The organism is Zobellella iuensis (genome assembly GCF_016746085.1).
GTDB lineage: Bacteria > Pseudomonadota > Gammaproteobacteria > Enterobacterales > Aeromonadaceae > Oceanimonas > Oceanimonas iuensis.
Window position 1 is genome coordinate 152,449 of record NZ_JAERTZ010000026.1, and the last position, 14,979, is coordinate 167,427.

The 14,979-nt window shown below is 60.4% G+C and carries 11 protein-coding genes; 5 read left to right on the forward strand and 6 right to left on the reverse strand.

Annotated elements, in window-relative coordinates; genetic code table 11:
• Positions 1-133: 133 nt before the first annotated feature.
• Together JKV55_RS14690 and JKV55_RS14695 are read left to right on the forward strand one after the other, a co-directional pair.
• A complete protein-coding gene (locus JKV55_RS14690; protein ID WP_202087250.1) occupies positions 134-2,017 on the forward strand; it encodes a methyl-accepting chemotaxis protein in 1,884 nt (627 codons plus the stop codon).
• A 94-nt stretch (positions 2,018-2,111) separates the two neighbouring features.
• Positions 2,112-2,663: a hydrolase gene (locus JKV55_RS14695; RefSeq protein ID WP_202087252.1), complete on the forward strand. Its 552-nt coding sequence runs from the start codon at positions 2,112-2,114 to the stop codon at positions 2,661-2,663.
• A 123-nt stretch (positions 2,664-2,786) separates the two neighbouring features.
• Here JKV55_RS14695 and JKV55_RS14700 read toward each other — a convergent pair whose 3' ends face one another.
• The gene (locus tag JKV55_RS14700; RefSeq protein ID WP_202087254.1) at positions 2,787-4,208 is read right to left on the reverse strand and encodes an alanine/glycine:cation symporter family protein; all 1,422 of its coding nucleotides are present in this window, start codon (positions 4,206-4,208) and stop codon (positions 2,787-2,789) included.
• A 420-nt stretch (positions 4,209-4,628) separates the two neighbouring features.
• Between JKV55_RS14700 and tal the strand changes: the two genes are divergently transcribed.
• Together tal and JKV55_RS14710 are read left to right on the forward strand one after the other, a co-directional pair.
• On the forward strand, positions 4,629-5,582 hold the full coding sequence (tal, locus tag JKV55_RS14705) for a transaldolase (protein ID WP_202087256.1): 954 nt from the start codon (positions 4,629-4,631) through the stop codon (positions 5,580-5,582).
• A 144-nt stretch (positions 5,583-5,726) separates the two neighbouring features.
• Complete coding sequence (locus JKV55_RS14710; protein ID WP_202087258.1) at positions 5,727-5,921, forward strand: DUF3545 family protein; 195 nt, start codon at positions 5,727-5,729, stop codon at positions 5,919-5,921.
• Between the two features lie 199 nt (positions 5,922-6,120).
• On the opposite strand, the gene ung is transcribed toward JKV55_RS14710, so the two are convergent.
• The gene (ung, locus tag JKV55_RS14715; RefSeq protein WP_202087260.1) at positions 6,121-6,795 is read right to left on the reverse strand and encodes a uracil-DNA glycosylase; all 675 of its coding nucleotides are present in this window, start codon (positions 6,793-6,795) and stop codon (positions 6,121-6,123) included.
• A 211-nt stretch (positions 6,796-7,006) separates the two neighbouring features.
• On the opposite strand from ung, the gene JKV55_RS14720 reads away from it, so the two are divergent.
• Entirely contained in the window at positions 7,007-8,194 is a 1,188-nt protein-coding gene (locus JKV55_RS14720; RefSeq protein WP_202087262.1) for a dicarboxylate/amino acid:cation symporter, read from the forward strand.
• Between the two features lie 292 nt (positions 8,195-8,486).
• On the opposite strand, the gene tesB is transcribed toward JKV55_RS14720, so the two are convergent.
• From tesB to thrA, 4 genes are all read right to left on the reverse strand, one after another.
• Positions 8,487-9,350 carry an acyl-CoA thioesterase II gene (tesB, locus tag JKV55_RS14725; RefSeq protein ID WP_202087263.1) on the reverse strand — a complete coding sequence of 288 codons (864 nt, stop codon included), beginning with the start codon at positions 9,348-9,350 and terminating at the stop codon, positions 8,487-8,489.
• A gap of 854 nt (positions 9,351-10,204) precedes the next feature.
• Positions 10,205-11,479 (reverse strand): threonine synthase, encoded by a 1,275-nt coding sequence (gene thrC, locus JKV55_RS14730; protein ID WP_202087264.1) that lies wholly within the window; start codon positions 11,477-11,479, stop codon positions 10,205-10,207.
• On the reverse strand, positions 11,476-12,432 hold the full coding sequence (gene thrB / locus JKV55_RS14735; RefSeq protein WP_202087266.1) for a homoserine kinase: 957 nt from the start codon (positions 12,430-12,432) through the stop codon (positions 11,476-11,478). The genes thrC and thrB overlap by 4 nt, the downstream gene beginning before the upstream one ends.
• Positions 12,433-14,892, reverse strand: a complete 2,460-nt coding sequence (thrA, locus tag JKV55_RS14740) for a bifunctional aspartate kinase/homoserine dehydrogenase I (RefSeq protein ID WP_202087271.1) — start codon at positions 14,890-14,892, stop codon at positions 12,433-12,435.
• Positions 14,893-14,979: the final 87 nt, after the last annotated feature.

The following is a 14,979-nucleotide window of genomic DNA, read 5'->3' on the forward strand; positions in this document are numbered from 1 at the left end:
AAAACCGCGGTAAAAACTGTGCACCAACGCAGGATATTGCAAACTTTTAAATTTTTTCAGTATGTTACTCTGATATATACGACTAAAGTATGAGCCGCTCTCGATCAAACAATAATTATAGGGACCTAGTTGTATGAAAATAGCCCATAAAGTCGGACTGACCGCCGCCGCCGTGCTGCTGATTACCGTCAGCATACTCTCCTGGATGCAGATCTCTCAGGTACGGGATGCGTTACGTACGCAAACCGCCGCCGCCATCGGTGAAACCAGCTCGACCCTGGCCAAGCAGATAGAAAACTGGCTCAACGCCAAGCTCGGCCTTATCGACATGATGGCCCAGAATATCGACAGCCAGTTCAGTCCCGAACAGGTGCAACGCACCTTCGACCTGCCGCTGCTGAAGGACGAGTTCGTGATGATCTTCGGCGGCCTGGACAGCCAGAGCGGCCGCCCCATCGGCAACGATGCCAGCTGGAACCCCGCCGGCTGGGATGCGCGCCAGCGCCCTTGGTATGCGGTGGCCATGGGCTCCCCCCACGCCGCCCTGACCGAGCCTTACGCCGACGCTGGCACCGGCGAAATCCTGATCTCCGCCGTGGCCAAGCTGAGCGATAAAGGACGTCAGCAGGGCGCCTTCGGCGGCGATCTCAGCCTGCAGACCGTGGCCGATGCCATCAACGTCATCGACTTCAACGGCGCCGGTTATGCCTTTCTGGTGGCCGAAAACGGCAACATCATCTCCCACCCCAGGGCGGAGCTGAACGGCAAGCCGCTCAGCGAGCTGTTCGAAGGGCAGCGCCCCGCACTGGCTGCCACCCTGACCAACCACCGCCTGGAGGGCAAGAACCACTGGGTTTCCTTCACCCCGCTGTCGGAGCTGCAGAGTGCCAAATGGTATGTAGGTGTGGTGCTGGATGAAGCCGCAGTCATGGCCCAGGCCGATCGCCTGCAGTGGCAGGCCCTGCTGATCGCGGTGCTGGGGGTGCTGATCAGCATGGCCTTGTTGATCCTGCTGATGAGCAGCCTGCTCAAGCCGCTGAACGGCCTGCATCAGTCCCTCAAGGACATCAATGGCGGCCAGGGCGACCTGACCAAACGCCTGCCCATAGTACGCCGCGACGACTTCGGCCTGGTGGCCAACGAATTCAACGGCTTCCTGGGGCATCTACAGAAGTTGATCGGCGATGTCATGGACAGTTCGGACAAGCTGAAAGCCAGTATCAATGATACTTCCGGCCAGTCGGCGCAGGCGGAAAACCAGCTGCAGCAGCAGCTGCAGGAGCTGGATCAACTGGCCACCGCCATGCATGAAATGGCCGCCACCGCCACCGAAGTGGCCCAGCATGCCCAGAATGCCGCCGAGGCCGCCAACGCCGCCAACCGGGAAACCGAGCAAGGCGCCCTGGTGGTGTCCCGCTCCACCCAGGCGGTGGAGCGGCTGGCCGCCGACATGGAAGACACCATGACCTCGGTCAACGAGCTGGCCCAACTGAGCCGCAATATCGAGTCCATCCTGTCGGTGATCACCGGCATCGCCGAGCAGACCAACCTGCTGGCCCTCAACGCCGCCATCGAGGCGGCCCGGGCCGGCGAATCGGGCCGGGGTTTTGCGGTGGTGGCCGATGAAGTGCGTTCGCTCGCTTCCCGCACCCAGCAGTCGACCCAGGAGATCGGCGACATGATCGAGCGACTGCAGTCCGGCGTACGGCTGGCGGAAAGCAAGATGAAACAGAGCCAGGAGCTGGCCGCCCAGACCTCGGTCGATGCGGCCGAAGCCAACGAAGTGCTGGCGCGGATCCGCCAGGCCATCAGCCATATCAATGATATGAACCTGCAAATTGCCACCGCGGCGGAAGAGCAAAGCGCCACCAGCGAGGAAATCAATCAGAACACCACCAACATCCGTGACATCAGCCAGGATGTGGCCAGCGGTGCCATTGCCCAGGTAAAACAGTGCCAGTCCATGCTGGAGCAGATGCAACGGCAGAACAACCTGCTGGGAGAGTTCAAGGTCTGAGACCGACACTATCATCAAAGGGCGCCGCGGCGCCCTTTTTCTTTACCCGACAAAAGGGCCATACTAACGGCACCAGACAGAAAGGGAGAAAACGATGTTGATGGAGTTCGATAAAGCGGCGCTGATGGTGATCGACGTGCAGGACAAGCTGATCCCGGCCATCGATCATGGCGAGCGGCTGAGTGCCCGCATTCAGTGGCTGATCTCGGCCTGCCAGACGCTGGGCACCCCCATCTTGTTTACCGAGCAGTATCCCAGGGGCTTGGGCCATACCCAGGCCGCCCTCACCACCCTGGTGGACGAACCCCAAGTAGTCGAAAAGATGCACTTCTCGGTGGTGGCCGCCGGTTGCCTGCCGGCCCACTGGCACAACCACAGCCAGGTGATCGTCTGCGGCATGGAAACCCATGTCTGCGTGCTGCAGACGGTGATGGATCTGCTAAAGGCGGGCAAGGAGGTGTTTGTGGTGGCGGATGCGGTGGGTAGCCGTACCGAAGAGAACCGGCAGTTGGGACTGGCCCGGATGCGTGATGCCGGCGCCCGGATCGTCAGCCGGGAAATGGTGGTGTTCGAACTGCTGCACCAATCCGGCACCGAGCAGTTCAAGAGCATCAGCAAGCAATTCCTGGTGGGAGAACAGCCCTGATGGCGTGAAGCGTGAAGCGTGAAGCGTGAAGCGTGAAGCGACAGCATAATAGAACGTCGTCAAAGGCATAACACCACCTGAAGGTGGGGACTGGGGAATGCCTGATCCCCAGTCTCCGGCCTATTATTTCCTGTCCCAGATCCCCTCTTCCAGTTGGCGATGCAGCTCCGGATATTTGGTGGCATCGAAGGTCGGTACCTTGCCCAGCTTGAGCTGGTCGTTGTAGTCCTGGGCCAGCTTGATGGCCACGCCGGACAGCAGCAATATCGCCACCAGGTTGATCAGTGCCATCATGCCCATGGAGGCATCGGCCATGGCCCAGATGGTGGGCAGCTCACCCACGGCACCGAACATCACCATGCCCAGCACGAACAGGCGGAACACCAGCAGGCCGGCCTTGTGGTTGTGCTCCAGGAAAATCAGATTGTTTTCCGCATAGGCATAGTTGGCCACGATGGAGGTAAAGGCAAAAAACAGGATGGCAATGGCGATAAAGGTATTGCCCCAGTTCCCCACTTCGTTGGCCAGCGCCCGTTGGGTCAGTTCGATACCGGTAATACCGGAGCCGGGCTCAAACTGGCCGGACAGCAGTATGATGGACGCGGTACAGGTACAGATGACGATGGTGTCGATAAAAACGCCCAGCATCTGTACATAACCCTGCGATGCCGGATGAGGCGGATAGGGCGTGGCCGACGCCGCCGCGTTGGGCGCCGAGCCCATGCCCGCTTCGTTGGAGAAGAGGCCGCGCTTGATACCGTTTATCAGGGCCTGGGAAATGGCATAGCCCATGGCGCCACCGCCGGCCTGCTCCAGCCCGAAGGCCGACTTGACGATAAGCAGCAGCACGCCCGGCAGCTCGGTGATGTTCATGGCCACCACCACCAGGGCAATCAACAGATAGGCCAGCGCCATCACCGGCACCACCAGTTCGGCAAAACGGGCGATGGTGCGCAGGCCGCCGAAGATGATAAGGCCGGACAGGAACACCAGGGCCAGGCCGGAAGCCCAGTCGGGAATACCGAAAGCCACCTTCATGGCGGCACTGATGGAGTTGGCCTGTACCGCGTTGAATACCAGGCCGAAGGCGATGATCAGGAAGATGGCAAACAGCACCCCCATCCAGCGCAGCCCCAGGCCCTTCTCCATGTAATAGGCCGGCCCCCCGCGGTAGTTGCCGTCTTCATCCTTGACCTTGTACAGCTGGGCCAGCGAGCTTTCCACGAAAGCGGTCGACATGCCGATCAGCGCGATCACCCACATCCAGAAGATGGCGCCCGGCCCCCCCAGATACAGGGCCACGGCCACCCCGGCCAGGTTGCCGGTGCCAACCCGGGCCGCCAGGCTGGTACAGAGCGCCTGGAAAGACGAGATGCCCGCGGCATCGGACTTGCGGCTGTGCTTGAGCACCGAAAACATATGACCAAAATGACGGAACTGAATAAAGCTCAAACGCAGGGTAAAAAACACCCCCACACCCAGCAATAAATAGATCAGCACGGTTCCCCAGAGCAGGTCGTTGATAAAACCAATTATTGTATCCATTAATGTGTCTCTGCTTTCTTCGAATGATGAACCTTACCCTGGGCTGACCGATTCATCCGGCCCCCGGGTCCGCAGCGCACGGAATCTAGCACAGGCAGCAAAAATCGCCATGTGACGCAGGTCACACCAAAGCATAATAAACTACAAAAAAACCTTAAAAACACCAATAAAGGCATATTTAGACTAAACAGTTAAAACAAAAAACCAACAACTATCGATCTTTAAAAACATAAATTTGTTGTATTTGTGCGCGAACTTGAATGGATTCATATAACCCCTTTTCCGTCGACGCCGATAATTCCTGTGCGCAGAGTCAGGATTTAAAACACTCCTCCGTTCCGTCTCTTTATTTTAGTAGCCCGAATAAGGGATACTGTCCCACCGTTCCCGCAAGCCGACCCAGATGAAGGATCTTTTTCAATGGCTGATAAACTGACCCAACTGAGAAAACTCACCACAGTGGTTGCCGACACCGGCGACATCGACGCTATCCGCAAGTACCAGCCGCAAGACGCCACCACCAACCCATCGCTGATCCTCAAGGCGGCGCAGATCCCGGAATATGCCCCTCTGTTGGCGGACGCCGTGGCCTGGGCCAAGTCCCAGAGCCAGGATGCCGCCCAGCAGTTGATCGACGCCTCCGACAGGCTGGCGGTCAACATCGGCTGTGAAATTCTCAAGATCATTCCCGGCCGTATCTCCACCGAGGTGGATGCCCGTCTGTCGTTCGATACCGAGGCCAGCATCGCCAAGGCTCGCCGCCTGATCGAGCTGTACCGCCAGGCCGGTATCGGCCGCGAGCGCATCCTGATCAAGCTGGCTTCCACCTGGGAAGGCATCCGCGCCGCCGAAGTGCTGGAGCAGGAAGGCATCAACTGCAACCTGACCCTGCTGTTCAGCTTCGCCCAGGCCCGGGCCTGTGCCGAAGCCGGCGCCTTCCTGATCTCCCCCTTCGTGGGCCGCATCCTGGACTGGTACAAGCAGAACAGCGCGCAAAAAGACTATGCACCGGCAGAAGATCCGGGCGTGCTGTCGGTCAGTCGTATCTACGACTACTACAAGGCCCATGGCTACCACACCGTGGTGATGGGCGCCAGCTTCCGCAATACCGGTGAAATCCTGGAGCTGGCCGGTTGCGATCGCCTGACCATAGGCCCCAACCTGCTGGAAGAACTGAGCCAGGCCGAAGGCGAAGTGGTACAAAAGCTGAAGGATCAGGGTGCCACCCAACCCCGCCCGGCTCCCATGACCGAAGCCGAATTTCGCTGGGAGCAGAACCAGGACGCCATGGCGACCGAAAAACTGGCCGAAGGTATCCGCAACTTCGCCGTGGACCAGGGCAAACTGGAAGAAATGCTCAGCGCCATGCTGTAAGAAAAGCACTCGTATGAAAACCAAAGGCGGGCCTTCCCGCCTTTTTTATTGCCTTAATAAAAGTGAAATAACCAGGTTCTATTTTAGAACAGGCTGTGATATATCAAACGTGACTACAACTGATAGCCAACAGGAGGGAGCCCCATGGAAAGGTTCAGCTTCGATGATCAGGAATTTGTGGTTGAACGGTCCCCACGCAGTGCATCGCGTGAGCCCGCCAAAAAGCGCAAATGGCGGGAAATAGAGGCATTGAAGGACAAACAGCGCTTACAAAAAGAACTTCAGCTGCTCGACTGTGCCTTTGAATACGAAGGATCTCAGGAAGAGCTTGAGCTGTAGAGCACGAAGAAAAAATTTCAGGCGCCTGCGGGCGCCTTTTTTCTGGAACCGGAACACGGGACTGGCCACGTTCCGATTCTAGGGTCCATGTCAGCGGACCTTCCAACATCGGCGCCATATCCGGTCGAATAAATTCGACCCTACACGTCCACCGTGTTCCAGCCGTAGGGTCGATTTCAATCGACCAATAAACGCGACCTCAGACCTCCAGCGGCAACTGCCAGTCGATGGGCGCCTTGCCCTGCTGCTGCAGCAGCTCGTTGGCCTGGGAAAAATGCCGGCAGCCGAGGAAGCCGCGGTGCGCGGACAGCGGACTGGGATGGGGCGCCGCCAGGATATGGTGCCGTTGCCTGTCGATCATGGCCCCCTTCTTCTGGGCATGGCTGCCCCAGAGTAAAAAGACCACCCCGTCGCAATGGTCGTTCACCGCCCGGATCACCCGGTCGGTAAAGGTTTCCCAGCCCAGTTTGGCATGGGAGTGGGCCTTGCCCGCCTCCACCGTCAGCACGGTGTTGAGCATCAGCACTCCCTGGCGCGCCCAGGACTCGAGGTAACCGTGGGCAGGCGCCTGGAAACCCGAAATATCCGCGCTCAGCTCCTTGTACATATTCTGCAACGAGGGCGGCACCCTTACCCCCGGCAGCACCGAAAAGCACAAGCCGTGCGCCTGGTTGGGTCCGTGGTAGGGATCCTGGCCCAGCATCACCACCTTGACCTCCCCCAGCTCGGTATATTTGAAGGCGTTGAAGATATCCTGCTGCGGCGGGTAGACGACCCGGCCCGCGTCCCGTTCCTGCTTGACGAAGGCCATGGCCTGCTGAAAGTAGGGTTGTTCTTTTTCGTGGCCTATTACCTGGCTCCAGGTCAGGGTCATGGGAAGCTTCCGTTGAAGACGAGGGTACCAAGCGCCTAGCTTAAAAGCTGCGCCTGGCAGCTGCAAGTCCTGCTCCCGGGCTCCTTTTTGTTAACCCGGTCATGAAATCGCCAAAACAAACGGAATCAAAAACCGTAGTGTGATAAATTGACGGCGTAAACATCTGGCTTAACGCCAATTTAACAACACTTGGCACTATTGTAGGTTGTATATGTCGCTGATCATAAAACTTATTGCCGGTATTTTGTCCGGCCTGGTGATCGGGCTCTTCGCCCCTGAACTGCTGGCCCGCCTGATGCTGACCTTCAAGATGCTGTTCGGGCAGCTGATTTCCTTCACCATCCCCCTGCTGATCCTGTTCTTTATCACCAGTGGTATCGCCAGCCTGCCCCAGAAATCGGGCAAGCTGCTGGGCAAGACCATAGGTATGGCTTATGCCTCCACCCTGGTGGCCGGTATCCTCGCCTTCCTGGTGGCCAGCACCTTCATCCCCATGCTGGCCAATCCCGCGGCGCCCGCCGCCGCCGCGGAAGCCGACAAGCTCACTCCCCTGGTCAACCTGCAGTTCTCACCGCTGTTCAGCGTCACCAGCGCCCTGGTGGCCGCCTTTATCTTCGGCATCGGCATCTCCGCCCTGCAGTCCAAGCCGTTGAAAGACGTCTCCGACCAGGCCCGGGACGTAATAGACCTGCTGCTGGCCAAGGTGATCATTCCGCTGCTGCCGGTCTATATCGCCGGGGTGTTCACCGAAATGGCGCTGGAGGGCACTGTGTTCAACACCCTCAAGACCTTCGGCGTGGTGCTGCTGCTGGCGGTGCTGATGCACTGGCTCTGGCTCACCGCCCTGTACACCGTCACCGGCCTGGCCATGGGCCGCTCGCCGCTGCACCTGATCAAGAACATGCTGCCGGCCTACTTCACCGCCCTGGGTACCATGTCCAGCGCCGCCACCATTCCGGTGTCGCTGCGCGCCACCAAGGCCAACGGGGTGCGTGACGGCATCGCCAACTTCACCGTGCCGCTGACCGCCAACATCCACCTGTCCGGCTCCACCATCACCATCACCACCTGTGCCGTGGCGGTGATGTACCTCACCGAGCAGCTGGCCATCCCCTCCCTGGCCGCCATGATGCCCTTTATCATCATGCTGGGTGTGGTGATGATCGCCGCCCCGGGCGCCCCCGGCGGCGCCGTGATGTCGGCCCTGGGCCTGCTCAGTACCATGCTCGGCTTCGGTGAAGGCGCCGTGGCATTGATGATTGCCCTCTACATGGCGCAAGACAGCTTCGGCACCGCCTGCAACGTCACCGGCGACGGCGTCATCGCCCTGTGGGTGGACAAGTTCGCCGGCGAGGACGCCGCCCTGGCGGCCAGTGAAATCCAGGCCGAAAAAGCCTGATAACACCCGCCAGCACACAGCAAAAAGGGCCGCAAGGCCCTTTTTTCGTACGGCTGACAAACCCCATCAGCCTGTTTTTAGTCAGAAATTATCCCTGCGACGCTGCTGTTTAGTAGCAGTCATCTCCGCGAAGGCGGAGATCCATGACATAGTGCACTGGACTCCCGCCTTCGCGGGAGTGACCACAGAATAATTCGACGGTTTATCGGCAGTCTGAAAAGGCCGCAACGTCCTTTTTCTTTAGCTGAGTAAACAGGGCCGGAGGCAATACGGCCTTGCCTCCCCAGCCAGGCTATTCCGTGCGGGGCCGGATAATCCCCTCCTGCATCGCCGTGGCCACCAGCTTGCCATCCCGCGTATAAAAATGCCCCTGCACCAGGCCCCGCCCGGCAATGGCCCGCGGGCTGTCGATGACATAGAGGATCCAGTCGTCGAAACGAAAGTCCTGGTGAAACCACATGGAGTGATCGATGGTCGCCACCTGCAGCTGAGGCTCCCAGAACGAGTGGCCATGGGGCATCAGCGCCGTGGGCAGGAAGTTGAAGTCGGAGGCATAGGCCAGCAGGTATTTGTGAATGCGGGGATCGTCCGGCAGGGTACCGTTGGCCTTGAGCCAGATATGGCGTACCGGCTTCGCTTTCTCCGGTTTCATCGGGTCAACGTAATTCACCTGGCGGACCTCTATCGGTTTTTCCGCCAGCAGCTTGTCCTTGACCCGTTCCGGCAGAAAGCCGGCCAGGGCGGCGATGCGCTCGCTCTCCGGCACCAGCCCCTCCGGACCGATCACCTCGGGCATCGGCGCCTGGTGTTCGAAGCCCGCCACCGGCTGCTGGAACGACGCCGTCATGTAGAAGATGGGTTTGCCGTATTGCAATGCCTGCACCCGACGGGTGGAGGTGGTCTTGCCGTCACGGATATTCTCTACGTCATAGATGATGGGCTTGCTGACATCACCGGGCCGCAGAAAATAGGAGTGAAACGAATGCACCGGCCGCTCCGGCTGCAGGGTATATTTGGCTGCCGCCAGCGCCTGCCCCATGACCTGACCACCGAACACGGCACCAAACCCCAGATCCTTGCTCTGACCGCGGTAGAGGCCATCGTCCAACGGCTCCAGCGCCAACAGTGTCAATAACTCATCCAATGCCTGACTCATGGCTTGTTACCTGGTTAATCCAACTGGTCGTACAAGTTAACATAAGGCGATGGCCACTTGGTAGCCCGAACATATGGGCACGTATATATAGAAAAGGGGCAGCCGTTGGCTGCCCCTTTTGGTGTCGTCGGTTTGTTCCTTGAACCTGGTTGCTCCCTGCAATCCCTGACCTGACCCGTCCCGAGTCTTCCCCTTCCCGTTCCGTCGGGGTATTCCTGTATCGTCCTGACTAGCCGCGTCCTGCCGCTAACCGCTCCATCCTGGAGGTATCCCTGACCGTTCCTTCAGCCGTCCCTTTGGCGATCCGCGCCCGGTTCCTTGCCTCCTGGCTGCCGGCTTCCACTCCGACACCGCTTCCTTAATCCTTGTTCCGGCTCCTGCCGGTTTTCCCTGAAGGCGTTCCTGCCGTTTGTCTTCCTGACAAGCCAGCCTGCCTTGCTGTTGCTGACTACTATACGGATTTAGCGGACCGGCTCAATTTACCCGGGGCGGGATCTTGACTGAGCAAAAAACAAACAATCAATAAAAGTCATTAAATAACAGATGGCTACAGGAAGCCTTTACCAAATTCCGCGGCAACAAACCGACTTGTCTCCAGCCTTATTGAGAGATCTCTTACAAGCTCTTGCAGCGATGGCGGATGGCAGCAGGTCGACTGAGGTCGCCCCTTGTCCCACCGTGGGACTCGTTTCAACAGCGCCCACCGTTGGGTCCGCTGCAGGCTCCGTTTCAACGGACCTTTCCACCAACGGCGCCGGGTTTGGCCGAATAAAAAAGGGCGGAGGCAACGATAAATGCCTTCGCCCTTTTCAGACCCGAGAAGGGACTGGGGAACATGCAGTCCCTAGTCCCGATTATTTCATCATCTTCGCTTTCAGGGCGGCGAAGTCGGCGGGGATCACTTCGGACAGGGATTCCATGGCGCCGTGCTTGGCCAGGGGGCCGGGCAGCGGGATATCCTGGCCCAGGATCTCGTCCACGCTCTCCTTGAACTTGGCCGGATGGGCGGTACAGAGGAAGATGCCTATTTCGTCCTTGCCGCGCTCCTTGTTGAGCAGTTCCCAGGCGATGGCACCGTGGGGCTCGCACAGGTAGCCCTGGGCGAACAGCCGCTTGAGGGCGTCTTTGGTCTGCTCGTCATCGAGGGCGCCGGAGGCGATGTCGGAAAGCTGCCAGCCCTTGACCCGGCACAGCTCTTCCACCCGCGGCCAGTTGTTGGGCCGGCTCACGTCCATGGCGTTGGACAGGGTGGCGACGGTGGCATGGGGATCCCAGCTGCCGCTTTCCAGGTAACGCGGCACCGTGTCGTTGGCGTTGGTGGCCGCCACGAAGCGCTTCACCGGCAGGCCCAGCGCCTTGGCGATAAGGCCGGCGGTGAGGTTGCCGAAGTTGCCGGAAGGCACGGCAATCACCGCCTTGTGGCGCTGCTCGGCGGGCAGCTCGGCCACCGCTTCGAAGTAGTAGCACACCTGGGCCACCAGCCGGCTGATGTTGATGGAGTTGGCGGAGTTGAGGCCCACCGCCGCTTTCAGCTCTTCGTCGTCGAAGGCCTGCTTGACCAGCGCCTGGCAGGCGTCGAAATCGCCCTGTACCGCGAAGGTGCGGATATTGCCGCCCAGGGTGGTGAACAGCTTCTCCTGCAGGGGGCTGATCTTGCCCTCGGGATAGAGGATCACCACCTCGATGTTGGGCAGGCCGTAGAAGGCATGGGCCACGGCGGCGCCGGTGTCGCCGGAGGTGGCGGTGAGGATGGTGATCTTGCCGTCGTCGCTCAGGGTGGCCAGGCACTGGGCCATGAAACGGCCGCCGAAGTCCTTGAACGCCAGGGTCGGGCCGTGGAACAGCTCCAGGGCATAGGTGTGGTCGTCCACCTTCACCAGCGGCGCCGGGAAGGTGAAAGCCTGCTCCACCATGGCGGCGAGGGTGCTTTCCGGAATTTCATCGCCGATCAGGTGCCGCAGAATGGCCACGGAACGCGGCACCAGCGGCAGCTCCAGCAGGCTTTCCACGTTGGGCAGCGGGCTCAGGCTCTCCGGGAAAAACAGCCCCTGGCCCCGGCCCAGCCCCTGCCGGACGGCACCGGCAAAGTTGATGGTCTCGCTATTGTCCTTGATGTTGTACAGCTTCATAGTTCCGTTCCTGTTACCCGAGCGCCTTGGGCATCGAGTTTGCAAATATGGCAAAAGCCATCCTGGTTCTGAATAAAATGCTCGGCCAGCCAGACCTTGAGTTTTTCCGCCTGGTGCAGATCCTTCATCACGCAAAAGACGGTGGGGCCGCTGCCGGAAATACCGGTGGCCAGGGCGCCCATGGTGGCGGCGTGCTCACGCACCTCGTTGAAGCCGGGGATCAGCTGGGCGCGGTAGGGCTCGGCGATCACGTCCTTCAGCATGGCGGCGGCCACTTTTTCCTGGCCGGTGTGGCTGGCATGTACAAAGCCCGCCAGCCGGCGGCCATAGGCCAGGCAGTCCTGGCGGCGGTACTGGGCCGGCAGTATGGCCCGCGCCGCCGAGGTGGACACCGCTATGCCCGGGTAGCACAGCACCCAGTACCAGTCGTCGAACACCGGCAGCGACTGGCTGATCACGCCGGCTTCATCCAGCACCAGCTGCATGCCGCCGAGGTGACAGGGTGCCACATTGTCGTAGTGAACTGAACCGGAAATCTGCCCTTCCAGCTCGCCCATCAGCAGGGTCAGCTCATGCTCGGTCAACGCTTCGTCGTGGAAGGCGTTGAGCGCCACGAAGGCGGCGACGATGCTGGTGGCGCTGGAGCCCAGGCCCGAGCCCACCGGCAGGTTTTTCTCCAGGGTCATCACCAGCGGCTTGAGCCCCAGGTCCTTTTTCGCCAGCGCCTTGCCGTAGGCCACATAGCAGTCGTAGACGATGTTCTGGGTGAAATCGTCCGGCAGCTTGTGGGCGAAGGGGCCCACATTGACCAGGTTGAACTCGCCCTCGGTCTCGCCCACCAACACCCGGTCACCCAGCAGGGTGCCGTCCAGGGGGGCCATCGCGGCCCCCAGCACATCAAAACCCACGCTCACATTGGCGGTAGAGGCAGGGGCGTACGCAACAACACTCATTTATATCTCCTGCTTCCAGTTATGGGTGCGCAACAGGTCGGCGAACACGCCGGCGGCGGTGACGTCGGCACCGGCCCCGTAGCCGCGCAGCACCAGCGGGATCGGCTGGTAATACTGGGTGTAGAACGCCAGGGCGTTTTCGCCGTCCTTGACCTTGAACAGGGGATCATCGCCGTCTACCGCCTTGATGGCAACCTTGCAATGGCCGTTTTCGATGGAACCCACGTAACGCAGCACCTTGCCCTCGGCGGCAGCTTCCGCCACCCGCGCCTCGAACCAGGCATCGGCCTCCGGCAGCCGGGCCATAAAGCTGTCGATATCGCCGTCGGCGTCGAACTCCGGCGGCAGCGCCATTTCCACCTCGATATCGCTCAGGTCCAGCTCCATGCCCGCCTCCCGGGCCAGGATCAGCAGCTTGCGCGCCACGTCCATGCCATTGAGATCGTCGCGCGGATCCGGCTCGGTAAAACCGTTCTCCCGGGCAATGCGGGTGGCGTCGGCAAAGCTCATGCCTTCGTCCAGCTTGCCGAAGATGTAAGACAGGGAGCCGGACAGTATGCCGCCGAACGCCTTCAGCTGGTCGCCGGCGCGGATCAGGTTCTGCAGGTTCTCGATCACCGGCAGGCCGGCACCCACGTTGGTCTCGTACAGGAACTTGCGGCGGGTGGCCTGGGCGGTACGGCGCAGCTCGCGGTAGTAATCCAGGCTGGCGGTATTGGCCTTCTTGTTGGGGGTCACCACATGGAAGCCGGCGGCGAGGAAGTCGGCGTACTGATCCGCCACCCCTTCACTGGAGGTACAGTCCACCAGCACCGGGTTGATCAGGTGGCTGTCTTCCACCATCCGCGCCACCCGTTCCAGGTTGAAGGCTTCATGAGCCTGCTCCAGCCGGTCGCGCCATTCGTTCAGGTTGATGCCGTTGCGGTCCAGCGCCATCTTGCGGGAGTTGGCGATACCCACCACCCGGATGCCGATATCCTGGGCTTCCAGCACCGGCTGCTGGCGACGGATCTGCTCGAGCAGGGCCGCGCCCACGCCACCGCAGCCCACCAGGAACACATCGATAAACTGGCGGCTGGAGAAGAAATTCTGGTGGCAGGCCTTGATCGCCTCGGTGGTCTTTTCCTTGCGGATCACCGCCGAGATGGAGCGCTCGCTGGAGCCCTGGGCGATGGCCACGATATTGATGGAGGCTTCGGCCAGGGAGTTGAAGAAGCGGGCCGACACGCCCTTGGCGGTGCGCATGCGATCGCCCACCAGGGAGATGATGGCCAGATCGTCAAGCACATCCAGCGGCTCCAGCAGGTTGTTCTTGAACTCCAGGGCGAACTCAGCGGCGATGGCCTTCTCGGCCTTGTACTTGTCGTAACTGTGGATACAGAAGCTGACGCTGTATTCGGACGAACTCTGGGTGATCAGCACTATGCTGACCCCGGCGCGGGACACGCAGGAGAACAGCCGGCCGGCCATGCCCACCATGCCCTTCATGCCCGGGCCGGAGATATTGATCATGGTCATGCCGGCCAGATCGGAGATGCCCTTGACCTGCAGATCGTCGTCGCTGCACTCGGGGCCGATCAGCGAGCCTTCGCCCTGGGGATTGCCGGTGTTCTTGATAAGGCAGGGAATATGGAACTGGGCGATGGGGGCTATGGTTTTGGGGTGCAATACCTTGGCGCCGAAGTAGGACAGCTCCATCGCCTCCTTGTAGGACAGCTGCTTGAGCAGCTTGGCGTCAGGCACCAGGCGCGGATCGCAGTTGTAGACGCCATCCACATCGGTCCAGATCTCGCAGCACTCGGCATCCACACAGGCGGCCAGTACGGCGGCGGAATAGTCGGAGCCGTTGCGGCCCAGGATCACGGTCTCGCCCTTGTCGTTGCCGGCGGTAAAGCCCGGCATCAGGTAGACGCAGTCGGTGCGCAGGCCCTGGTCGCGGAAACGCTGGCGGGAGACTTCGATATTGACGTGGGCCTCGAGGAAGCTGCCCTCGCCCAGCAGCATGGCCTGGGGTGAAATCACTTCCACCTGCTCGCCACGGGCCTTGAGCAACTCGGCCATCACCGCGATGGACAGCGCCTCGCCCCGGCTCAGGATGCGGGCCTGGATGTTGTCCGGACACTGTTGCAGCAGGCTGACACCCTGCAACAGACGGGTCAGCTGACCCAGCTCCCGGTCGACCTGACCTTTCAGCTCCAGGTCATCCAGCCGCTCGAAGCGTTGCTTGAGGCCATCGATGATGGCGTGGAAGACCTGCTCGATCTCCTTCAGCACCGGGGCCGCTTCCAGGCCACGGATAGTCTGCTCCACCACCGCCACCAGATGGTTGGTGACCTTGGCCGGCGCCGACAGTACCAGGGCCACCTGGGACTGCTGCTGATTGTTGACCACGATATCGGCCACGGTCTGGAACCGATCGCTGTTGGCCAAAGAGGTGCCGCCAAATTTCAAGACACGCATTGATTACTCCCTGTGTAAAACGAAAAAGCCCGCATCTGGTTGGGATACGGGCTTTAGGATTCAAATCTGTTTGTCGTCAGCGCATCA

What these genes read in the sequence shown, in the direction of transcription:
- ung (WP_202087260.1), bottom strand. Translation starts at nt 6,795, where the DNA reads ATGACCCTGACCTGGAGCCAGGTAATAGGCCACGAAAAAGAACAACCC.
- JKV55_RS14710 (WP_202087258.1), top strand. Translation starts at nt 5,727, where the DNA reads ATGGAAAGGTTCAGCTTCGATGATCAGGAATTTGTGGTTGAACGGTCC.
- tesB (WP_202087263.1), bottom strand. Translation starts at nt 9,350, where the DNA reads ATGAGTCAGGCATTGGATGAGTTATTGACACTGTTGGCGCTGGAGCCG.
- thrC (WP_202087264.1), bottom strand. Translation starts at nt 11,479, where the DNA reads ATGAAGCTGTACAACATCAAGGACAATAGCGAGACCATCAACTTTGCC.
- thrB (WP_202087266.1), bottom strand. Translation starts at nt 12,432, where the DNA reads ATGAGTGTTGTTGCGTACGCCCCTGCCTCTACCGCCAATGTGAGCGTG.
- JKV55_RS14720 (WP_202087262.1), top strand. Translation starts at nt 7,007, where the DNA reads ATGTCGCTGATCATAAAACTTATTGCCGGTATTTTGTCCGGCCTGGTG.
- JKV55_RS14695 (WP_202087252.1), top strand. Translation starts at nt 2,112, where the DNA reads ATGTTGATGGAGTTCGATAAAGCGGCGCTGATGGTGATCGACGTGCAG.
- thrA (WP_202087271.1), bottom strand. Translation starts at nt 14,892, where the DNA reads ATGCGTGTCTTGAAATTTGGCGGCACCTCTTTGGCCAACAGCGATCGG.
- JKV55_RS14690 (WP_202087250.1), top strand. Translation starts at nt 134, where the DNA reads ATGAAAATAGCCCATAAAGTCGGACTGACCGCCGCCGCCGTGCTGCTG.
- tal (WP_202087256.1), top strand. Translation starts at nt 4,629, where the DNA reads ATGGCTGATAAACTGACCCAACTGAGAAAACTCACCACAGTGGTTGCC.
- JKV55_RS14700 (WP_202087254.1), bottom strand. Translation starts at nt 4,208, where the DNA reads ATGGATACAATAATTGGTTTTATCAACGACCTGCTCTGGGGAACCGTG.